18 protein-coding genes are annotated in these 22,161 nt (G+C 62.0%); 11 read left to right on the top strand and 7 right to left on the bottom strand.

Annotated elements, in window-relative coordinates:
- Positions 1 to 5: 5 nt before the first annotated feature.
- Positions 6 to 2,288 (bottom strand): pseudouridine synthase, encoded by a 2,283-nt coding sequence (locus ABI_RS26565; protein WP_006274740.1) that lies wholly within the window; start codon positions 2,286 to 2,288, stop codon positions 6 to 8.
- 57 nt (positions 2,289 to 2,345) lie between these two features.
- Between ABI_RS26565 and ABI_RS19270 the strand changes: the two genes are divergently transcribed.
- The 4 genes from ABI_RS19270 (at position 2,346) to ABI_RS19255 (ending at position 6,603) form a co-directional block, all read left to right on the top strand.
- Entirely contained in the window at positions 2,346 to 2,810 is a 465-nt protein-coding gene (locus ABI_RS19270) for a nucleoside deaminase (RefSeq protein ID WP_006274739.1), read from the top strand.
- Positions 2,807 to 3,646, top strand: coding sequence for a mechanosensitive ion channel family protein (locus tag ABI_RS19265; protein ID WP_050808362.1), 840 nt, complete (start codon positions 2,807 to 2,809; stop codon positions 3,644 to 3,646). The genes ABI_RS19270 and ABI_RS19265 overlap by 4 nt, the downstream gene beginning before the upstream one ends.
- 96 nt (positions 3,647 to 3,742) lie before the next feature.
- On the top strand, positions 3,743 to 6,118 hold the full coding sequence (locus ABI_RS19260; RefSeq protein ID WP_006274738.1) for a M1 family metallopeptidase: 2,376 nt from the start codon (positions 3,743 to 3,745) through the stop codon (positions 6,116 to 6,118).
- Positions 6,119 to 6,129: 11 nt separating this feature from the next.
- Entirely contained in the window at positions 6,130 to 6,603 is a 474-nt protein-coding gene (locus tag ABI_RS19255; RefSeq protein WP_006274737.1) for a DUF6702 family protein, read from the top strand.
- On the opposite strand, the gene ABI_RS23930 is transcribed toward ABI_RS19255, so the two are convergent.
- The 3 genes from ABI_RS23930 to ABI_RS19240 all read right to left on the bottom strand — a co-directional run bounded on the left by ABI_RS23930 (position 6,604) and on the right by ABI_RS19240 (position 9,359).
- Positions 6,604 to 7,266 carry a hypothetical protein gene (locus ABI_RS23930; RefSeq protein ID WP_006274736.1) on the bottom strand — a complete coding sequence of 221 codons (663 nt, stop codon included), beginning with the start codon at positions 7,264 to 7,266 and terminating at the stop codon, positions 6,604 to 6,606.
- Between the two features lie 105 nt (positions 7,267 to 7,371).
- Entirely contained in the window at positions 7,372 to 8,331 is a 960-nt protein-coding gene (locus tag ABI_RS19245; RefSeq protein ID WP_085930207.1) for an acetyl-CoA carboxylase carboxyltransferase subunit alpha, read from the bottom strand.
- A 116-nt stretch (positions 8,332 to 8,447) separates the two neighbouring features.
- A complete protein-coding gene (locus tag ABI_RS19240) occupies positions 8,448 to 9,359 on the bottom strand; it encodes a site-specific tyrosine recombinase XerD (protein WP_040309748.1) in 912 nt (303 codons plus the stop codon).
- A 100-nt stretch (positions 9,360 to 9,459) separates the two neighbouring features.
- Between ABI_RS19240 and ABI_RS19235 the strand changes: the two genes are divergently transcribed.
- Genes ABI_RS19235 through ABI_RS19225 form a run of 3 tightly spaced genes read left to right on the top strand, consistent with a single transcriptional unit; the run spans position 9,460 to position 12,468 of the window.
- Positions 9,460 to 10,044 carry a shikimate kinase gene (locus tag ABI_RS19235; RefSeq protein WP_006274733.1) on the top strand — a complete coding sequence of 195 codons (585 nt, stop codon included), beginning with the start codon at positions 9,460 to 9,462 and terminating at the stop codon, positions 10,042 to 10,044.
- The gene (gene aroB / locus ABI_RS19230) at positions 10,041 to 11,168 is read left to right on the top strand and encodes a 3-dehydroquinate synthase (RefSeq protein ID WP_006274732.1); all 1,128 of its coding nucleotides are present in this window, start codon (positions 10,041 to 10,043) and stop codon (positions 11,166 to 11,168) included. Before ABI_RS19235 ends, aroB begins: the two co-directional genes overlap by 4 nt.
- A gap of 1 nt (position 11,169) precedes the next feature.
- Positions 11,170 to 12,468, top strand: coding sequence for an HlyC/CorC family transporter (locus ABI_RS19225; RefSeq protein ID WP_006274731.1), 1,299 nt, complete (start codon positions 11,170 to 11,172; stop codon positions 12,466 to 12,468).
- A 313-nt stretch (positions 12,469 to 12,781) separates the two neighbouring features.
- Here ABI_RS19225 and ABI_RS23925 read toward each other — a convergent pair whose 3' ends face one another.
- Both ABI_RS23925 and ABI_RS19215 read right to left on the bottom strand, forming a co-directional pair.
- Positions 12,782 to 16,312 (bottom strand): efflux RND transporter permease subunit, encoded by a 3,531-nt coding sequence (locus ABI_RS23925; protein ID WP_050808361.1) that lies wholly within the window; start codon positions 16,310 to 16,312, stop codon positions 12,782 to 12,784.
- A 1-nt stretch (position 16,313) separates the two neighbouring features.
- The gene (locus ABI_RS19215) at positions 16,314 to 17,408 is read right to left on the bottom strand and encodes an efflux RND transporter periplasmic adaptor subunit (protein ID WP_006274730.1); all 1,095 of its coding nucleotides are present in this window, start codon (positions 17,406 to 17,408) and stop codon (positions 16,314 to 16,316) included.
- A gap of 264 nt (positions 17,409 to 17,672) precedes the next feature.
- On the opposite strand from ABI_RS19215, the gene ypfJ reads away from it, so the two are divergent.
- Positions 17,673 to 18,515, top strand: coding sequence for a KPN_02809 family neutral zinc metallopeptidase (gene ypfJ, locus ABI_RS19210; RefSeq protein WP_006274729.1), 843 nt, complete (start codon positions 17,673 to 17,675; stop codon positions 18,513 to 18,515).
- A gap of 69 nt (positions 18,516 to 18,584) precedes the next feature.
- Positions 18,585 to 18,968: a hypothetical protein gene (locus ABI_RS19205; RefSeq protein WP_006274728.1), complete on the top strand. Its 384-nt coding sequence runs from the start codon at positions 18,585 to 18,587 to the stop codon at positions 18,966 to 18,968.
- On the opposite strand, the gene ABI_RS19200 is transcribed toward ABI_RS19205, so the two are convergent.
- Complete coding sequence (locus ABI_RS19200; RefSeq protein WP_006274727.1) at positions 18,952 to 20,346, bottom strand: hypothetical protein; 1,395 nt, start codon at positions 20,344 to 20,346, stop codon at positions 18,952 to 18,954. The two genes, ABI_RS19205 and ABI_RS19200, sit on opposite strands and share 17 nt — an antisense overlap.
- Positions 20,347 to 20,519: 173 nt before the next feature.
- On the opposite strand from ABI_RS19200, the gene ABI_RS19195 reads away from it, so the two are divergent.
- Together ABI_RS19195 and ABI_RS19190 are read left to right on the top strand one after the other, a co-directional pair.
- Entirely contained in the window at positions 20,520 to 21,341 is an 822-nt protein-coding gene (locus ABI_RS19195; RefSeq protein WP_006274726.1) for a DUF2336 domain-containing protein, read from the top strand.
- 38 nt (positions 21,342 to 21,379) lie between these two features.
- A complete protein-coding gene (locus tag ABI_RS19190; protein WP_006274725.1) occupies positions 21,380 to 22,138 on the top strand; it encodes an NAD kinase in 759 nt (252 codons plus the stop codon).
- Positions 22,139 to 22,161: the final 23 nt, after the last annotated feature.

Genomic DNA, 22,161 nt, shown 5'->3' with positions numbered 1-22,161 from the left:
CGCGCTTACTGGTCGCGCGGCTTACGGAATGGAGGCTTGCCGCCGGGACGTGGCCCATCGGAACGGGGCCCATCAGAACGCGGGCCCCGGGGACCGTCCGAGCGTGGGGCGCCGCCTGGCTTGCCACCGAACCCACCCGAACGGGGTCGGTCACCAAAGCTTTTGCGGGCATCACCGCCGCCGTCACGACCCTTATAGGCCGGGCGATCGCCGGCAGGCCGGCCAGATGATTGAAACGGCTTGGCATAGCTGCTGCGCTCACCGCCACCCTCGCCGTCGCGCGGCGGGCCCTTACGAACAAACGGCTTCTTGTAGCCGCCGCCTGCGCCAACTTCACGGTCGGGGCGGGGTGCATATTCGCGCTTAGTATTGCTGTCGCCGCCGTCACGGGAGTCCGCACGCGCCCCATAGGGCTTGGCGGCGTAAGGCTTCTTATAGCCCTCTCCGGCCGGACGGTCGCCGCGCGGCTTGTTGTCATAGGGCTTTTTGGCATAGGGCTTCGCGGCATAGGGTTTGGACGCGTCACCACCGCGGTCAGGGCGAGGCGAATAGCTGGAACGGCTGTCGTCGCCCGCCGGGCGGTCAAATCGTGGCTTGGGACGGTCTTGGCCCCCGAATTCACGCTTGGCGCGATCATATGCGCCGGCTTCCCCTTGGGCGGGACGCGGTGCATAGGGTTTCTTGGCGTAAGGCTTTGAGGCGTAGGGCTTTTGGGCGCCGTCTGCGCTGCGCTCCGGACGCGGTTTATAGCTAGAGCGGGCATCGTCGCCCGCCGGGCGGTCGAAACGCGGCTTGGGACGGTCTTGAGCACCGAACTCGCGCTTGGCGCGCTCATAGGCACCGCTTTCACCCTGGTCCGGGCGCGGAGCATATGACGTCTTGGCGTACGGACGGCGGTCGTTGTCGCCGCCACGTTCGGGACGCGGCGTGTAGCCGGAACGGGCATCGTCACCCGCCGGACGCGGTGCGTAAGGCTTCTTCTCAAAGGGCTTGCGATCATTTCCGGCGCCCCGGTCCGGACGCGGCGTGTAGCTCGATCGGGCATCACCGCCGTCACGGGCGCCGTACGGCTTGCGATCGCCGAAGGACTTGCGTTCACCAAAAGGCCTGTTCTCAAACGGACGTTCGGGCTTACGGTCGCGGGCCTCGCCGTCGCCTTCGAAGCGCGGACGCTGGTCGAAGTCGCGTTCCTTGAATTCACGCTTTTCCGCAAACTCCGGCTTACCACGGGCGTTTTGGGGACGGCTCGACGTGCGGTCACCGCGGTCAGGGCGGTCGCCCTTATCGAAGCGATCGCCACCACCACGACGGCCGCCAAAGCCTTCACCTCGGGCATCACCACGGGCCGGACGCTCACGCGGGGCATCACCGGTCTGGGAGGCACCTTCCGGCGGCAGGTTCTTCAGCGACACGACGTCGGCCAGCAGTTCCCGGATCACCCTCGGACCGACCTCCTCGACCTCGCCTGTTTCCAGGTTGCCGAGTTGGAACGGACCGTAGGCCAGGCGAATCAGGCGATTGACCTTCAGGCCGATCGATTCCAACACCTTACGGACTTCACGGTTCTTGCCTTCGGTGATCGCGACCGTCAGCCAGACATTGGCGCGGCCGTCAGCCTTTTCGGCGACCTTGTCGATCGTCGCTTCCATGGGGCCATAGATGACGCCTTCGACCGTGGTGCCGTCCTTCAGCGCGTCGAGACGCGACTGGCTGGCGTGCCCCAGGGCGCGGACACGATAGCGGCGGACCCAGCCCGAGGACGGCTTTTCCAGCGACCGCGCCAACTCACCGTCATTGGTCAGCAGCAGCAGGCCTTCGGAGTTGAGATCGAGGCGACCGACCGAAATGACGCGCGGCAGGTGCGTCGGAAGTTGATCGAACAGGGTCGGACGGCCTTGCGGATCGGAATGGGTAGTGATCAGACCGACAGGCTTGTGATAGCGCCACACCCGTGTCGGTTCGGCCTTGCCGATGACCTGACCTTCAACCGTGATGATATCGGCCGACGAGACGAGAACAGCCGGGGTTTCCAGGATGCGTCCGTTGACGGCGATCTTGCCCAGACCGATCAGGCGCTCGACTTCGCGGCGCGAGGCCAGGCCGGCTCGGGCCAGAACCTTGGCAATACGTTCCGTGGCCTTGGGCGGCGGCTTGCCGTCCTTGCCCCCCTCCTTCTTGAAGCCGTCCTTCTTGACAAATGGCTTCTTGGTAAAGGTCTTTTCGGGCGTTTGGGGCGCTTCGTTCGGTTGCGAAACGTCACGCTCTCCAGCGTTACTCTCGTCGGTCACGGTCATATCCTTGAATTGTACTTGACGCCGGAGCCAGACCCGTCTTTGAAAACGCTTATGCAAAGCGAAGACGAAACCTTGATGCTGGCGGCGCTGGACCTGGCCCATGAAGCGGCCCGGTCCGGTGAGGTGCCGATAGGCGCTCTAATCTTCGATCCGTCAAGTAAAACTGTTGTGGCGACGGCCAGAAATTCGCCGATCTTGCTTAACGACCCCTGTGCTCATGCCGAAATCCTGGCTTTGCGCGCCGCAGGACAGGCCATCGGCAATTATAGACTTGGCGGCTTGTGGCTGTATGTCACGCTGGAACCTTGCGCCATGTGCGCCGGCGCCATTTCGCATGCCCGTATCGCCAGGGTTATCTATGGCGCGCCAGACCCTAAGGGCGGTGCAGTGGCACATGGTCCAAAATTCTTCGCCCAGCCAACCTGCCACTGGCGGCCCGAGGTGACCGACGGCGTCTTGGGTGAGGACAGTTCGGCCCTGCTCAAGGGCTTCTTCAAGGAAAGACGCAAGGCATGACGGCCGAGCCCGCCGCACCTTCAGCCGACCTGCTGGACCGGTTGCTTAATTACCCGGATATACTTGGCAATATAGCGGTTGCCTGCATCATTCTGCTGATCACGCTGTGGGTGTCGAAGTGGCTGGCTGACGGTGCCAAGAAACTCGTCCGCCGCTTCGTCCAGAACGATGCCGACCGCACCCTGCCGGAATTTCTGTCGCAGGTGATCCGCTGGCTGCTGCTGACGGTGGGGCTGGTGGCCGCGCTGAACAGGCTGGGGGTCGAAACGACCTCGTTCATTGCCGTGCTAGGCGCAGCGTCCCTGGCCATCGGTCTGGCGTTGCAGGGCACCCTGGGCAATGTCGCCGCCGGCCTGATGATCCTGTTCAACCGTCCTTATCGCATAGGCGACAGCGTCAAGATCGGTGAGGTCAGCGGCACAGTCCACCGCCTGGGGCTGTTCGCCACCGAGATCAATAATGGCGACAATGTTCGCGTTTTTGTCCCCAATACCAAGATCTTCTCTAATGAGATCAGCAACCTCACCACAAATGGGGCTGTCCGGATCGAGGTGAAACTTGATGTCGGCATGGCCACCGACCTACCCGCTTGCCTGGCCTTGTTGCTTCGGGTCGCCAAGGATCAACCCGGTCGCATGGCGGCCCCCGAGCCATGGGTCGCCGTGCAGGACTTTGCCCAAAGCGGCATGACGATCCGCATCGCCATATGGGTCATGCCGTCAGACGTCCTTGCGTCGCGGACACGGTTGATCCTGGATGTGAAATCGGCGCTGGATGCGGCGGAAATCGAAGTGCCCTATCCGCATCAGGTGTCCCTGGAACACTCCGGTCAATAATGTCAGAAACGTGACAATTCGCTTGCATTGGCGGGACCTGTTGGTTTCAATGCAAACCAGTTATCCGTGTCCGCAGGAGCGATCGTGAAGCGTTTTATGTTGGGAATGGCGTTGCTGACAACGCCGGCCGTCGTCCATGCCGACCCTGTCGACCAGAGCAAGGGCAGATTCGAGGACAAGTTCCGTCAGTTGGAAGGCGAGGCCTGGCCGACGCCGACGGACTACCGCAATGCTGCCGGTGAACCCGGCTACCGTTACTGGCAGCAGAAGGTCGACTACCGCATCCGCGCCACCCTGGATGAGGCCGGGCGTTCGCTGACCGGCAGCGAAACCGTCACCTATGCCAACAATTCGCCGGACACTCTGCGTTATCTGTGGCTGGCGCTCGACCACAACAATTACAAGCGCGACTCGATTGCCGAACTGACGCGAACCACGGCCGGCAAAGAGCTTTCGGTCGGCGGTGTGCGCCGCGCCAAGCGCATGCAGACATGGGAAGGTGGCTTTAATGACCTGCGCGTCACAGACGCCAACGGTGCCCCCCTGCCCTTCACCGTGGTCGACAGTCTGCTGCGCATCGATCTGCCGCAGCCGTTGAAAAGCGGTGAAAGCCTTAGCTTTTCGGTCAGTTGGACACTTCCGATCCCCGAAACCAGGGTCGTGGGCGGCCGCTCCGGCTATGAATGCTTCACCAAGCCCGGCGAGGACGGCAACTGTCTGTTCCTCGGCGCCCAGTGGTTCCCGCGCCTGGCGGTCTATTCCGACTATGAGGGCTGGCACAACAAGGCCTTTGTCGGCGCCGGCGAATTCACGCTGGAATTCGGCGACTACGATGTCGAACTGACCGTACCGGCCGACCACATCATCTCGGCGACGGGTGAACTGCGCAACCCCGAAGCCGTCCTGACATCCGTCCAGCAGCAGCGCCTGGCCCAGGCCCGCACAGCGTCCGCGCCGGTCTATATTGTAACGCCGCAGGAGGCTGCGGCGGCCGAGGGTGGCAAACCATCCGGTACACGCACCTGGCATTTTACGGCCGGCAATGTCCGCGACTTCGCCTTCGCCTCATCGCGAAAGTTCATATGGGATGCCCAGGGCGTGAAGAATGCCGATCCGGCCCATCCGGTGGTCATGGCCATGTCCTTTTACCCGAAGGAGGCCCGCCCCCTATGGGACGCCTATTCGACCAAGTCGATTGCCCATACGCTCAAGGTCTATGGCGACTTCGCCTTCCCCTACCCCTATCCGACAGCGCAATCGGTGAACGGTCCGGTCGGCGGAATGGAATATCCGATGATCACCTTCAACGGTCCGCGTCCCATCAAGGACAAGAAGACCGGTGAACTGACCTATACCGAACGCGCGAAGTATGGCCTCATCGGGGTCGTCATCCACGAAGTCGGCCACATCTGGTTCCCCATGGCGGTCAATTCCGATGAGCGGCAATGGACCTGGATGGACGAAGGCCTCAACTCCTTCATCCAGTTCGAAGCCCAGAAAACGTGGGACAAGGACTTTCCGCGTGGCCGCGGTGAACCTCGCGAAATCCGCGAATATATGCTGAGCGAAAATCAGGTTCCGATCATGACGAATTCGGAATCGATCATGCAGTTCGGCAACAACGCCTATGGCAAGCCGGCGACCGCCCTGGTCATCCTGCGCGAAACCATCCTGGGCCGTGAAACCTTTGACTTCGCTTTTAAGGAATATTCCCGGCGCTGGGCGTTCAAGCGTCCGACGCCCTATGACTTCTTCCGCACCATGGAAGAGGCCTCGGGCACGGATCTCGACTGGTTCTGGCGCGGCTGGTTCTATTCGACCGACCATGTCGACCTGGAACTGGCCGACATCAAGAAGGCGCGCATCAATACCCGCGACCCCGAAATTGAAAAGCCGTGGGACAAGCTGCAGGACGACCAAAAGCCCGATTCCCTGACCTCCGTGCGCAATACTGAACCAACGGTGGTCGAAACCGATCCGGCGACGCGCGACTTCTACGACGCCACTGACGAATTCACCCCGACCGTCAAGGCGAAGAAGAAGTATGCCGATGCCATGAAGGATGCCGATCCTGAGTTGAAAGAGGCTCTGGCGGTCAAGGACAGCTTCTATAACTTCACCTTCCGCAACAAGGGCGGCCTGGTTATGCCGGTCATCCTGAAGCTGGACTTCACCGACGGCACCTCCGAAACCGTGCGTATCCCGGCGGAGATCTGGCGGATGAATCCGGCCGAAGCCATCTGGCAGTACGTCACGCCCAAGACGCTGAAGCAGGCGGAGATAGATCCACTGTGGGAAACGGCCGACACCGACGTCGCCAACAACGCCTTCCCGCGCCGCATCGATCCGGTGACCTTGAGCATCACTGACGATGAAGAAGCTTCCAACCGCATGAAGGACATGGAGATGGTCGTTACGCCCGATGGCGTGAAAACCCAGCCTCAGGCCAAAAAAGCCGAGGAAAAGAAGTGAGACGATTTCTGATGCTGCTTTTCGCCGCTGGCCTGATGGCCGCTGGCGCGGCGCAAGCCCATCGGGGTCATCACACGCTTTCGGTCGTGACCATCGCCGAAAGCGGAGATGTGGTGGTCACCCACACCCTGTCGGCGCATGACACCGAGCCGGAACTGGTCGCGCTGGCGCCTGAGGCGGCGCCCAGCGTCGATGACCCGCAGGCCCTCAAGGCCCTGGAAGACCACCTGGCTGAAGCCTTTATTGTGAACGGCCAGGGTCTCAGGTTCGTGTCACACGACTTTCGCGGCGACGACCTGATCTTTGTCTACAGCGGGAAGCTCACGACGATGCCGACGGTAGTGACCATCGATTACGGGCTGTTCCCGTCGTCTGAGGAAGCGCCGGAAGGCGTCGTCAATATTCGCCTGGGTGACGTCACCCGAAGCCTGCATTTCCACGGCGGTGACGCGCCGAAAAGCGTCACCTTCGCGAAGAAACCCTGATCAGAAACGAATGCCGACGGCCAGGGAGACCACCGGCCACACCTTGGTTTTATCGAGGTCGTCCTCGATCGACCGGCGTTCCTGTTCCAGCGACGACTGGTAGGCCGGGTTGCTGGCGAAGCTGCCGTCGGAAGTCAGGGTGACCTTGGGCTCGCCCTGCACAAAGGCGCCGGCTTCCAGGCTGATCACCGCCGGGTAGAGGCTCCATTCGGCGCCGACACCGAGGTAGGGCGCCGTCGACTTGTAGCGCGCCTTGGCGGTCAAAGTGCCGATCTGGTCCGGCGTATAGGTAACGCCGCCGATTTCGGTATTGCTGGTCGGGCGGGCGGAAGCGTCGATCTTGTTGCCATTCGAGAAAATCCCGGCCGAAATAAACACCGGACCTTCGTTGAACGGGAAGAAGTCAGCCGTCACGCCGGCCGAGCCCAGCTTGAACTTGCCGTTGTATTGAACGTCGTCAATCTCGTCGTCATAGTCGACATTGAGCCCCTGGACGATTCCCCGCACGCGGAAGAAGGGCGCGACCTTCACACCGCCTTCGACGCCGACGCCCAGCGTGCTGGCGCGGGCCGCGATATAGGGATCTTCGATGGCATGAGCCGTGGCCGGCAACAGGAAGGCTGCGCCAAGGACGGCGGCCGAGGTGAGAAGAACTGTGCGCATGGGAAGGCTCCGCTGGGCGTGGAATCACGTCAAGCCTAGGAATGCGCCCATTCGGTTACAAAGGGGTTAGCGAATGGGATTTGTAAGGACGGCGTAAGGCCTTACTTAGCCCAGCCCAACCCTGCCAATATCGTAGAACCGTTTGGCGCGCTGGTCTACCAATTGTTCCGGCGACAGGAAGCTGAGCGCCTTCAGTTCCTCTTCCAGGACGTCGCCAAGGGCTTCGATCATGGCATCCCGATCGGAATGGGCGCCACCGGCGGGCTCCTCGACGATGCGGTCGACAATGCCGAGCTTCAGCAGGTCCGGCGCCGTGATCTTCATGCGATCGGCGGCATCCTTGGCGCGGGCTCCGTCCTTCCACAGGATCGAGGCGGCGCCTTCCGGCGAAATGACGCTGTAGATCGAATGTTCCAGAATCAGGACGCGGTTGGCAGCGGCCAGGGCAATGGCGCCGCCGGAACCACCTTCGCCTGTCACGGTGGCGATCATCGGTGTTTTCAGGGTCAGGCCGCGCTCGGTCGAACGGGCAATGGCTTCGGCCTGGCCGCGTTCCTCGGCGCCGATGCCGGGATAGGCGCCGGCCGTGTCGACGAAGGTCAGGACCGGCAAGCCATACTGTTCCGCCATGTCCATCAGGCGCACCGCCTTGCGGTAGCCTTCCGGGCGGGCCATGCCGAAATTGTGCTTGAGGCGGCTGGCGGTGTCGAAACCCTTTTCATGCCCCATGACCACGACCGGCTGGCCACGGAAGCGGCCCAGGCCACCGACGATGGCCTGATCGTCACCGAACTTGCGGTCCCCCCGAAGTTCGACGAATTCGGTGATCAGGCCGCCGATATAGTCGACGAGATGCGGACGTTCCGGATGCCGCGCAACCATGGTCTTCTGCCACGGTTCCAGGCGTGCATAGGTGTCCTTGCGCAAGACTTCGGTACGGTCACGCAGGGCCTGGAGTTCGTATTCGAGATTGGCCCCACCCGATTGGGACAGGGCGGACAGCTCCTCGATCTTGGCTTCGAGGTCGGCGATCGGACGTTCGAAATCGAGATAATGTCGCATCAGGTCGCTCTGTGAAGGGCCCAGTTGTTCGCGCAGGGCGTAAAATTACAATGCACTTTTAGGAAAGGTCGCCTTTATCAGCAACCGTCCCCGCGTCAAAGGGGATTCTTTGGCTGGGATTATCGCCCCTTGGCCAGCGGATGGTGAGTTTCGACCACTTCGCGCAGGCGTTCGCCGGCGACATGGGTATAGATCTGGGTCGTCGAAATATCCGCGTGCCCCAGCAAGGTCTGGACCACGCGCAGATCGGCGCCGCCTTCCAGCAGGTGGGTCGCAAAGGCATGGCGCAGGACGTGCGGCGACACCCGCGCCGGATCGATCCCGGCATTGATGGCGGCCTGGTCCAGAAGTTGCCCGACTCGGCGACGCGTCAGATGTCCCTCCTTGCCGCGCGATGAAAACAGATACGGGTTCGCCTTATCCCCGGCGGGTAAAAAGGTGTAGCGGATGTCGAGATATTCCTTGATCGCCGCGCGTGCCGACGGGTTCAGCGGAACCAGACGCTCAACCCCGCCCTTGCCCTTGATAATCAGACATGCCGGGTCACGCGCCACCGCATCCAGCTTCAGACCGACCAGTTCCGAGATGCGCATGCCCGAGGCATAGGCCATCTCGATCAGGCACTCCAGTCGCACCGCCTGGTTGGGGGCAATGGCGTCAGCCGCGGCAATCAGGGCATCGACCTCGTCGCGGCTGAGGATCTTGGGGAGCTTGAGCCCCTTCTTCGCTGCGGCGATCTTGCGCGAGGGGTCGTGCCCGGTCAGGTTTTCCGCGACACAGAAACGGTAGAACTGGCGTACGGCCGAGCGTTTGCGCTGGAGCGACGACGAGGCCAGGCCGCGTTCCGACAGGTCCTGAAAATAACCGGCCAGATCGCCATCCGACAGACCCAGGAGCCCCTGCGGCGTCACCTTGCAGGTCGCCATCAGGTCGTCAAGATCGCGGCCATAGGCGTCCAGAGTCGGCCGGGCGGCGTTGCGCTCGACGGCCATCATCTGCAGAAACTGTCGCACAGGATCGAAACGGGACATGAGACCTTTTGGGTTTTTTCCCGGCAACACTGGCAAAGCCCCCCTAACATCGTGTAAAAGTTCTGCATTATGACTCTTTTCCCTTTCTCGCGGCGTTAAGATGACCGCGACACCCCAACCTGCGGCGGCCGCGCCTGTGCCGGATCGCCCCAGCTTCATACTGCCCAAAACCGTCGCCCTGGTCGGGCTGATGGGTGTCGGCAAGACCACGATCGGCAAGCGCCTGGCCGAGCACTTCGCCCTGCCCTTCGTCGATGCCGACGAGGAAATCGAAAAGGCAGCGGGCCAAAGCGTTGCCGATATCTTCGCCCACTATGGCGAAAAGGGGTTTCGTGACGGCGAAGAGCGGGTGATCTCGCGTCTGCTCGATTCGCCGCCCCAGATCCTGGCGACCGGCGGCGGCGCCCTCACCTCGGCAAAAACACGCGAGAACCTGAAGGCCAAGGCCATCACCGTGTGGCTGAAGACCGACCTGAAGGTGCTTTCGCGCCGCGTTGCCAACAAGCCGCATCGGCCACTGCTCAAGGACCGCTCGCCGATGGACGTGCTGCGCGAACACGCGAAGACTCGATACCCCCTCTATCAAATGGCCGATGTGGTGGTCGATACCGGCGACCAGTCGCACGCCAAGTCGTTGGAACTAGTGCTGAACGCGCTGAAAGCCCATGTGGAGAGCCTGGCATGACCACCACCCGTATTCCGGTCGCCGGCGAGGGCTTTAAACCCTATGAGGTCCTGGTCGGCCAGGGCCTGCTGCAAAACGCCGTCGGCCATATCGCGCCCTTCCTGAAGAACCGCCGGGTTTTCATTATCACCGACGCCAATGTCGCGCCGCTACACCTGGGCCCGCTGGAAGCTCAGTTCACAGCCGCGGGCTTTACAGTTGAAACCCTTGTGGTCGAGGCCGGCGAACAGACCAAGTCATGGGAAGGTCTTCAGCAGGTCACCGACGCCTTCGTGGCCGCCGGACTCGACCGCAAGGACATCGTCCTGGCGTTTGGCGGCGGGGTCATTGGCGACCTGACCGGCTTTGCCTGCGCTGTCTATATGCGCGGCATCGACTTCATCCAGATTCCTACCACCGTTCTGGCCCAGGTCGACAGCTCGGTCGGCGGGAAAACCGCCATTGACCACCCGCAGGGCAAGAACCTGATCGGCGCCTTTCACCAGCCGCGCCTGGTCCTGTGCGATCTCGATGTCCTGACCACCCTGCCCGCCCGCCAGATCCGCTGCGGTTATGCAGAGATCATCAAGTATGGCCTGCTGGGCGACCACGCCTTTTTCGACTGGCTGGAGGCCAACGATGCCGCCGTCCTGGCGCTGGAGCCCGAGGCCATCCGCCACGCCGTGGCGCGTTCGGTCGAGATGAAGGCTGAGATCGTCGCCCAGGACGAACGCGAAGGCGGGAAACGCGCCCTGCTCAACCTGGGCCATACTTTTGGCCACGCTCTGGAGGCTGAGGTCGGCTTCGGCGATCTGCTGCTGCACGGTGAAGCCGTCGCCATCGGCATGGCCCAGGCTTTCCGCTACAGTTCGGCGACGGGAGGCTGTGCGGCCAGTGAGGCCGAACGCGCCATCGCTGCTGTGCGACATGCCGGCCTTCCGACGGCCATGTCAGATATCAGGAACGCCCCCTTCGATCCGGACAAACTGCTGGTCCATATGGGCCACGACAAGAAGGCCGAGGGCGGTACCCTGACCTTCGTCCTGGTCGAGGGCATCGGCAAGGCCTTCGTCGCCAAGAGGGTCGATCGTCAGTCCGTTCATGACTTCCTGGTGCGCGACGGCGCCCAGTTGCAGGACGCCTGATATGCTCATCGCCACGATCCTGTTTCTGGCGCCCTCCCTGATTGCCCTGCTGTTCATGTCGGCACTGTTCTCGGCCGGGGAAACGTCTCTGACCGCCGCGTCGCGCGGGCGAATGCACCAGTTGGAGCGCGACGGCGACAAGGCCGCCAAACGCGTCAACATCCTGCTGGGCGACCAGGAGAAGATGATCGGCGCCATCCTGCTGGCCAACAATGTGCTCAATATTGGCGCCTCCGCCCTGACGACCAGCGTTCTGGGTGGCCTGTTCCCCGGCTATTGGGGCGTGGCGATTTCGACCGCGGTCATGACCGTGCTGATTCTGGTCTTCGGCGAAGTCCTGCCAAAAACCCTGGCCATCCTGAAGCCCGACGACGTCGCCCGCGGCATGTCGCCTCTGGTGATGTGGACGGTCTACATCTTCGGGCCGGTCGTCCAGGCGGTGCAGTGGTTCGTCCGCGGCACGCTTCGCCTGTTCGGCGTAAGGCTATCCATGGAAGTCGACGTCCTGGCGGCTCACGAGGAGATCCGTGGTGCCGTGGAATACCACCACGACGAAGGCGCCGTCGAGGCCGAGGACCGCAATATGTTCCGCGGCGTGCTGGATCTCCAGGATCTGGACGTCAGCCAGATCATGGTGCACCGCAAGTCGATCGATATGATCGATGCTGACCTGCCGATGGCCGAGATCATCGAGGCGGCTCTGAACTTCAGCCATACGCGCATCCCGATGTACCGCGATAACCCGGAAAACATCATCGGCATCCTGCATGCCCGCGACCTGATGGCGGCGGTAACGCGCGCCCGGGGCGATCTCGCCTCGGTCGACGTCATGGCCATCACCCGCACGCCGTGGTTCATTCCCGACACCACCAACCTGAAGGATCAACTGGCCGCCTTCCTGAAACAGAAGCAGCACTTCGCCCTGGTGGTCGACGAGTATGGCGCCTTGCAGGGCCTGGTGACGCTGGAAGACATCCTGGAAGAAATTGTCGGTGAGATCGACGATGAGCACGATGCCGTCTTCACCGCCATCCGCAAGCAGTCGGACGGCTCGATCCATGTCGACGGCGATATGCCCATCCGCGACCTCAACCGCGCCATGGACTGGGACCTGCCCGACGATGTCGCCGTGACCGTGGCCGGCCTGGTCATCCACGAGGCGCGGACCATCCCCGAGCCCGGCCAGACCTTCCTGTTCTATGGTCGCCGTTTCCAGATCATGCGTCGTCAACGCAACCAGATTACGGCGCTGAAGATCACGCCCGTGTCGGTGACATCGGGACTGAATTCCGAGGCCTGAGCCGCCGAAGTCCGAAGTCCGAAGTTTTGAACCACGGATAGACACAGATAGACACGGATTTCCGGGTCGTTCGGCCCCTGTCGAGCGGCGACATCTATGATTCAAGCGGATCCACAGATTACACCGATTACACAGATTGAACGCTTAATCTGTGTAATCGGTGTAATCTGTGGATCCACTTTGCAACAGATGCATCTGCGCGGTTCAGTTCCAGGACACCATGAAATCTGCTTGATTCGTGTCCATCGGTGGTTCGCCTTCTTACCGCGCAAAGGAAAAAGCCCTCCGGATCAATCCGAAGGGCTCTTTTTTTTCAGTATTTCCACTCTTCGACCGGCGGGGGGGCCGGATCGGGCTCCGGTTCCGGTTCGTCCTTGCCCTGGGCCTGGAAGGCCGGCGAGATCAGCTTGCCGAAGAAGTGCGAGATCTGGTCGATCACCGTATAGGTCGCCGGCACGAACAACAGCGACAGCAGGGTCGAGGTTATCAAGCCGCCGATCACCGTCACCGCCATCGGCTGACGGAAGGCGTCTTCGCCCACCGCGACCGGGATCATGCCCGCGCCCATGGCGATGGTGGTCATGACGATCGGGCGGGCGCGCTTCTTGGCGGCTTCGGTCAGGGCCTCGGTCCGCGTCATCCCCTCTTTGATGGCCACCATGGCGTACTCGACGAGCAGGATCGAGTTCTTGGCGGCGATGCCGACCAGCATTATCAGGCCGATATAGGTCGGCATACTGAGACTCATCCGGAACATCAGGAGCGCAATGAAGGCGCCGCCAAAGCACAGAGGCAAGGCGAAGATGATGGTGAAAGGGTGAGAGAACGATCCGAACAGCAGCACCAACACCACGTACATCAGGGCGATACCGGTCGCGATGGCAATCAGGAAGTTTATCGCCATCGCCGCGAAGTCTTCAGTATCCGGATTAAGAACCGTCCGAACACCAGGAATCTGGTTCGCCGCAATCTTCTTCATGGTCGGCGTATTGGCCACAGCCAGGTCGGCCGGACCGGTGGGGACACCGTTCAGGTCGGCGCGAATCGTCGCCGTCCGTGTCCGGTCGAGGCGATTGATCGTAATGGGACCGGCGCCGAAGCTAATGTCGGCCACCGCCGACAGCGGCACCGAGGTGCCGAAACGGGTCGGCACCATCAGGTTGTTCAGGTTGCTGACGTCAAGCCGGGCATCTTCTTTCAGCAGGACGCGGATCGGTACCTGACGGTCGCCCTGATTGAACTTGGCCAGGATCTGATCGATGTCGCCCACGGTCGCGACGCGGGCCACCGAACTGATGTCCTGGGTCGACACCCCCATCAAGGCGGCCTGGTCGGGCTTGGGCGTAATGACGATTTCCGGTCGCGTCAGGTTGTCCTCGGAACGGACATTGGTCAGTTCCGGCAGGGCCTGCATTTCACGTTGCAACTGGGCCAGGGTCGACATCAGGACGTTTTCGTCCTCGCCGACCAGAATATAGGCAACACCTGTGCCGCCGCCGCCGCCCTGGCCAAAGCTGGCCCGGATACCGGGATAGGCGTCCAGCGTCTTGGAAAAGGCCTGTTCGAATTCGACTTGCGTCACCTTGCGGTCGTGGCGCGGCACCAGATTGGCGATGATGGTCGCGCTGTTCATATTGATTGTCGCGTAGGTGCTCTTCACCTCCGGACGGCTGCGCAGGTCGGCGTCAATGCGCTTGACGATCGTATCGGTCGGCTCAAGCGGTGTCCCCGGCGGCAGCGAGATGCTCATCACCGACATGGAGGCGTCGTCGGCCGGGAAGTTATCGCTGGGGATCAGTTGCAGAAGCGCTACCGACCCGATGAAGAAGGCGATGCCGCCAATGATGACGGCCCAGCGAGCACTGAGCAGAGACTTTTTCATCTTGATAACCAGGAAGAGGGTCCCGATCAGCAGCAAAAGTCCAATGACGCCAAAGACGATGGCGCTCACCATCGGATTGGCCTGAGCGGCCGCCTGGCCAGCCTCGACGGCCGCCTGAGCCCCCGGTTGCGGCGGCTTGGGCAGGCCCATGCCAATTATCGCCAGCGACAACAAACCGCCGAACTCCAACGCTGCCCAGCGGGCCTTCATGTACGTGTTGTGGAAGATGACAAACAACACAACGGTGGCCAGGAAGACCCCTACGCCGATCCCGGCGACCATGTAGTTCTTCTGCATCACGCCCATAATGCCGCAGACCAGCAGAACGAGGGCGCCATGGAACAGGATATACCAGCGCCACTTCAGATGGCCCTCCAGCGTCCATTTGAGCATCTTCTGATAGGTGCCCATCCAGAACGGGACGTCATGGTCATGCTTGGGGTTGGCGCGGAGCAGGTAAGCGCCCATCAACGGGGTCAGGGTCCGCGCCACGACCAGCGAGAAGAAGACGCTGACGCAGGTCGCAATAGCGAAGCTCTCGAAGAACTGCCCGACGATGCCCGGCATGAAACCGGTCGGCGCGAACACCGCGATCAGGGTCGCCGTGGTCGCTACGACGGCCAGGCCGATTTCGTCTGCGGCTTCGATCGCGGCCGGATAGGGCTTTTTGCCCTCGCGAATATGCCGGACGATATTCTCGATTTCCACGATGGCATCGTCGACCAGTATACCGACCGTCAACGACAGGGCCAGCAAGGTGACCACGTTGAACGACTGGTTGAACAGGTACATGACGAAAAAGGTCGGCAGCAACGACATCGGCATGGCGATCGCTGACACCAGGGTCGCCCGCCAGTCGCGCAGGAACAGGAAAACGACCAGCACCGCCAGGGCAGCCCCAACCACAAGGGCTTCCATAGAGACGTCAAAACTGCGGTCGACCTCGGTGACACTGGAGGCCACCTCTTCGATCTGGACGTTGGGGTTCTGCTTTTTCAACTGCTCGACCGCCGCCCGCACCGCCTTGGCGACGTGGTGTTCCGACGTGCCACGGGTGCGCTGGACGTTGAAGCCGACCACCTCCTGGCCATTGAACCGGGCGCGGGCGCGCGGTTCGGACCAGGTGTCGGTCACCGAGCCCAGATCGCCCAGGCGTACTGTGCCGCCATTGGACAGGGTTATACGGGTTTCAGCCAGTTGCTCGACAGTATCGGCGCCGCCGATGGTGCGGATGGTCTGTTCCGAGGAGCCGGCATTGAACCGGCCGCCGGGCATGTTGACGTTAAAGGACGTCAGTTGACGCGAGATATCGCCCGCCGACACGCCTCGTGCGGCCAGCTTGGCCGGATCCAGTTCGATGCGGATTTCACGGCTGACGCCGCCGTCGCGGTTCAGTTGCGACACGCCCTTGACGCCGAGAATCTTCTTGGCAACGTCATTATCAACGTACCAGCTGAGTTGGTCCGGGGTCATATTGGCGGCGCGTATGGTATAGCTGACCAGTGCCTGGCCCTGGGCGTTTTCGACGCGCGAGACGATGGGATCCTGCACATCGCCGGGCAGATTACCCCGCACCCCCGCCACAGCGTTTCGGACGTCGTTCGTCGCCTTTTCCAGATCAGTTTCGAGCTGGAAGGTGATGACGGTCGTCGACGCCCCTTCGTTGACATAGGACTGGATGTGCCGCACGCCGCCGAGCCCGGAGACCGAATCCTCGACAATGCGCGTAACCTGGTTTTGCAGTTCAGTCGGCGCAGCGCCCGAGCGCACCACCGTCACCACGACGATCGGAAAGTCGATGTCGGGCCAGTTGTTGATGCGCAGGCTGTTGAAGCCGATGATGCCGGCCACGGTCATCACGACAAAGAAGACGATGACCGGAATAGGGTTGCGGATCGACCAGGACGATATCTGGAAACCGGTGGGTTGCGTCTTCGGGGTGGGAGTTTTATCAGCAGACATCTTACAGGCCCGTCGTTTGCGGGTTGCCGACCGGCTTCACCGTGTCGCCGTTGTTCAAGAAGCCTGAACCTGTGGTGACAATACGTTCACCGACGGACAATCCCTCGCGGACGATAATGTTCTTGCCCTGCTGGCCACCCAGACTGACCTGGCGGAACGCGACCTTGTTGGCAGGACCGATGACATAGACGCCCGGCTTGTTTTCGCTGTAGGCGATGGCCGACTGCGGGATGACGAGGGCCGGCTGGGTGCCGGCATCGATCGATCCTTGGGCGAACATGCCCGGACGCAGGCCCGATTCCCATGGCACCGAGATGCGGGCATAACCCAGGCGGGTGGCAGCATCGACCTGCGGGGTCACAATGCGCACCGTGCCGGTGACAGGCCCCGTCGATTGCGAGGTCACCGTCGCGGCCATGTTCGGACGCACCAGGGCCAGTTCGGTTTCGACCACTTCCAGGTTCAGTTCGACGCGGCCGTCACGCACCATGCGGAACAGTTCGGCGCCCGGCGACACGACCTGCCCCAGCACGGCTGTGCGCTTGGTGATGATGCCTGAGACCGGCGCGCGCACTGTGGCGAGCGACAGCTGGGTCTGGGCGGTTTCCATGGCGGCCTGGGTGGTCAGCATCGAGGCCTGAGCATTGTCCAAAGCCGCCGCCGACAGATAGCCCTGCTTGAACAGCGTGTTGGCGCGGTCATAGGCCTTGTTGGCCTGGTCGAAGCTGGCCTTGGCCTGCTTGAGCTGCGCCTGAAGAAGGACGTCGTTCATGCGCAAGAGGGGCTGGCCCTGCTTGACAAAGGCGCCTTCGTCGACCAGCAGGGCGACCGCGGTCAGCCCGCCGGTTTCGGCGGCGACCGGCACCTCCTGCCAGGCGCTGACGGTACCCGAACCGGTGATGGTGATCGGCGCACTGACCTGGCCCACCACGGCGTAGCTCACCGTCGAAGCGTGAACGGCGGATTTCTTTTCCTCCGTCTTCTTCTCGTCTTTCTTCTCGGAACATGCCTGAAGGCTGATAGCCATCACCAATGCCGTCGCCAGACCGGCTGCCAGACGCAGCGGCCGCGAACCCATGCCAAGCCCCATAAACATGCTTTAGAATCCCGTGTCTCTATCCACCACCCATGATGGCGGCGGCCTCTCACCAAGTCAACGAAGCGCTGCAAAATGTTCGCAAGTGCAACTTATCTCTGACAGCCCTGTCATACCGGCAATTAGTTTCATCGGCCACCTGAAACTGTCAGTATTGGGTACTGGCGAGGTTAAAAATTCTTCACGTGGCGCGGCCAACACACACCCTCTTGAAAACAGAGTTAAGATGTGTGTGAGTCCGGACAGACATAATGGAGGCTTGGCATGAAGTGGGAAGGCGGACGCAGAGGCGGCGTTGAGGACCGGCGGGGCCTGGGCGGGCCGGGCATGATCGGCGGCGGCGGTATCGTCGCGGTAATCCTGGCGCTGGCCGGCTACTACTTCTTTGGCATCGACCCGCAGACCGTGTTGAGCGGGCTCGAGGCCGTCCAGGGCGGCCAGCAGCAACAGCAGGCGTCGGTCGGAGCACCGCAAGACGAGGCCGGCGCCTTCGTCGATACGGTGCACACCTCAGCCAATGACGCCTGGGTCGAGTTGTTCCAAGCCCAGGGCAAGTCCTACCAGCCGTCGCGAGTCGTTCTTTACGAAGCCGCTACCAATACCGGCTGCGGCACTGGCCAGGCGGCCATGGGGCCCTTCTATTGCCCGGCCGACAATCGCGTCTATATCGACCTCAGCTTCTGGAGCACGCTGGATCAGCAACTGGGCGCCAAGGGCGACTACGCCCGCGCCTATGTCATCGCCCATGAGGTCGGACATCACGTCCAGAACCAGCTTGGGATTACCGACTATATCCAGCAGCAGGAGCGTCAGGTCAGCAAGACGCAGGCCAATGCTCTGTCTGTCAAGCTGGAACTTCAGGCGGATTGCTATGCCGGCGTCTGGGCTTACCGCTCCAACACCAAGATGAACTGGCTGGAAGCCGGCGATATCGAAGAAGCCATCGGCGCGGCCTCGGCGGTTGGCGACGATACGCTGCAGCAGGCGTCTCAGGGCCGGGTCGTCCCGGACAGCTTCACCCACGGCAGCTCAGCCGACCGGATCAAGTGGTTCAAAACCGGGTTTTCGCGCGGCAACCCGGCGGACTGCGACACCTTCGCTGCATAACAGGATTTGTAAGTAGGGCGCAGCACACACAGCGGCTAGCTTGGCGGGATCATCCCTGTCGAGGCCGCCATGTTCCGTTATGCGCTTGCGTTCACCCTGCTCCTGTCACCGGCCGCGGCCTTCGCGGACGACAAGACCCCTTATGATACGGCGATCGAATATGCCGAACTCTACGATCAGTTGGGGGACACGCTCCTGACCGGCGTTTCGGCCCTGCTTGATACCGGCAGTGACGCAGCGGAGGTCTGTCCGCAACTGGATTCGGCCGTGATCGACTGGAACAAGGCCGCTGGCTTTTATGACCAGGCCATGGCCGCGCCAAAAGACGCCAATGACATGGCGCGTTCGTCGGACATGGTTCTGATCGACGCCCGCGATTTTGCGCTGAAAAAAGCGTCGGAAGGCCGGCGCATTCACGACGCCAACTGCGCCCCCGTCAAAGCCCCTGACTAAGGCTGGGCAGCGGCGCGTCACTGTCGCGCAGCCCCTCTGCGGCCCGTGACGCCACGTGGGCCGCGCCCTTGGGCGACATCAGGGCGGCCGTCTTCATGCTGGCGTGGGTCACGCCCGCCAGCCGCGCCACCGCCATCTGGCGATAATTGTCGAACCCCTGGACCATGCAGGCCCCCGCCGACAGCTTGGCCGCCGCGGCCAGGGTCGAGAGATGGTCCTGCAAACCCGCCTCGTCACGCTTGACGCCGTCATACTCAATGCAGACCCCCGACAGGCCGCATTTGTTCAGCGTGGCAATCGTCTTGCGATCGGCATTGACTGATCCCACGACCGTCATGCAGAACGGCTTGATCATCGAGACGATTTCGAGAACGCGATGGGGCGGAACCCCATCCAGGCCTCGTACCTCGAACAGCACTTTCAGGCCCATCTCGGCCGCCGCCTTGGCGACCTCGACCGTGATCTTCTGACGCGACCGCGCTGAGGCGAAGGTCGAGAAGGCCGCAGGCACCACCATCATCATCTTGCGTTGTTCCGGCGAACGCAGCCGCAACAGTTTCAGGCCCTGGTCAATGTTCACCAGATCGACCTGCTCACGAAGGTTCCAGTCGAGATTGGCCAGATGCTTGCGGTCAAGCAAGGCGTTATCCAGGTTTTCCATCACCATGGCTTCGAGACGATGGCCGATCATCACCATCTTCTTCATCTCGAACAGAGGTTCGACGGAACTGGCCACCTTCAGGGTCCGTCCGGCATAGTTCACCGACGCTGCCACGATCACCGGACGCTGAATCGGCACAGCATGGGCCATGCCTCCGGTTGCATGGCCGCTTTCACCGCCCTCATCCTGGAAAGGGCCATGACGGGCCCTCAAAGGCGCATCGATCTGCGCAGGACCGACATAGGTACGTAGATCGATCTTGCCGATCGACAACCGGTCAACATCCTCGACCAGAACGTCGTAGATCGGAACCTCCACTGACGACATGTCGCCGACGAAGAAACCGCACAGGTCGCGCCACATGTCAGCCACGGCCAGCGCACCCTTGCGCGGGCTCAACTGCGGAATCATCACCAGCCAGGCATCGCCATTGACGCCAATACACCAGTTGGGCTCGGGATAAACCTTTTCGAAATTCGTTTTAAGATGCTCGAACACCAGATCGCACTTGGCATGCCATTTGACGCCGAGACGAACGATCAGGGTATCGAACTGAAGCAGAAACGCATGGCCGTGGACGTCGACATGAGTCTCGCGCAGGCGTTCGACGATGTTCACCGCATCGTCGCGCTGCAACACCAGCCGCTCACGCGAGGGCGCAGGCGGCGCCCCACCGGCCGCATATCCCCTTGATATTTCCTGGTCACTTCCGGACATGAACTGCCCTTGTATGGGTACTGATACAGCCTGTTACTGTAACGACCTTGGATTGAAACAAGATTAACACCGGCAGAATTTGGTCAGACCATTGTTACGCGTACCGGTTGTGGAAATATTAAGCAGCTGTTCACCCTGTTTCGGCACACTTGACGCGAATCGTGGAGTCCGCCGTGCCGGCCTTGAAGTCAGTCCAACCCATCGCCGAGCCCGTAGAACCGGTCGCGGCTCCGCGCCCAGATTTCCACACGGTCCGTTTCCATACACCGCACTGCGAAACCCGCGCTGTTGCTCATGCGCCCGAAGCCTTGCGCAACGACCATGACCTGATCGTGCGCCTGTGCCGCATGCCGATCGATCTGGCGGCGCCCCTGCTCAGGTCGTCCCTGCCCTCGCTGGATACGCCGGCCTTGCTGGCCCTGATTGCCGCCACCGGCGAAGCCCATCATCTGCTGATCGCGCAACGCCCTGCCCTCGACTGGAAGGTCGTCCGCGCCCTCCAGAGGTCCGGGCACGACAGCGTGCTGGTCGCCCTGGTCCGTAACCCGGCCGCCGAACTGGACGAAGACGACCAGACCCGACTGGAACGTCTGGCCCAGGAACGCCCCGAACTGCGCCAGGCCCTGTCGGAACGCTTTCGCCGTGCCGTGCCGGCTGCCGACCCGGCCACCTGGGACAGCCACAGCAATCTCAAACTACTGAAATTCATGCGTTCCGGCGAGACCGACGGTTTCGTCCGCGAAGCCTCGCGCCGCCTGAAACTGGATATCGATAGTCTCAACAGGGTCCTGGCCGCCGGCTCCGCCGTCCCCCTGGCCCTGACGTGCTGTGCTCTGGAACTCGACAGGGCGGTCTTCCTGCACCTGCTGTCCTTCTGGCAGAATCGCCACAACGGCGAGCCTCAGCTCAACGACCGTCATCGGCCCGTTGTCCTGTCCGTGTTTACCCTCCCCCCCGCCGAAGCCCGACAGAAGCTCGCCGCACGTCTGGCGTAGCCGGTTGTATTTCCTCCGCAAACAGCTACAACCCTGTCATGTCCCTGCGCCTTGACTTCACCGCGTCCGACCGTCCCGAAGCCCAGGTCGCCTGCGCGCGCCTGAAAGCCTTGTATGGATCGGCTGCCAATCCGGATGTGGTCGTGGCCCTTGGCGGCGACGGCTTCCTGCTGCAAAGCCTTCACAGATACCTGAAGGACCAGGTGCCGATCTTCGGCATGAACCGCGGCTCGGTCGGGTTTCTGCTCAACGACTTCTCGGAAGAGCGGCTGATAGAGCGGATCATCAAGAGCGAAAGCACCCTGATCAGTCCGCTGAGCATGACGGCGCTGTGCCGCGATGGCAAGGAACACCGCGCCCTGGCCTTCAACGAGGTGTCGTTGCTTCGGCAGTCGCATCAAGGGGCGAAACTGCGCATCCTGATCGACGGGAAAGAGCGCATGGACGAACTGATCTGCGATGGCGCCCTGGTGTCGACCCCGGCCGGATCCACGGCCTATAATCTGTCGGCGCACGGGCCGATTATCCCCCTGACCGCCAAGGCGCTGGCTCTGACACCGATCAGCGCGTTCCGGCCCAGGCGCTGGCGCGGCGCCATCCTGCCGCATACGGCCAAGGTACGGATCGAGGCGCTGGAGGTCGATAAACGCCCGATCAGCGCGGCCGCTGACACCTTTGAGGTCCGCAACGTGATCAGTGTTGATATCGCCGAAGCCGAGGATCTGAAAGCGACTCTGCTGTTCGATGCCGGCAAGGGCTACGACGAACGGGTTATGGCGGAACAATTTATAGCCTGAGAGACTGTATGCAAATTGGCCCG

The sequence above is a fragment of the Asticcacaulis biprosthecium C19 genome (genome assembly GCF_000204015.1).
Classification (GTDB): Bacteria; Pseudomonadota; Alphaproteobacteria; order Caulobacterales; family Caulobacteraceae; genus Asticcacaulis; species Asticcacaulis biprosthecius.
The sequence above is the reverse complement of the archived record's forward strand: the minus strand, read 5'-3'. Positions and strand labels throughout refer to the sequence as shown.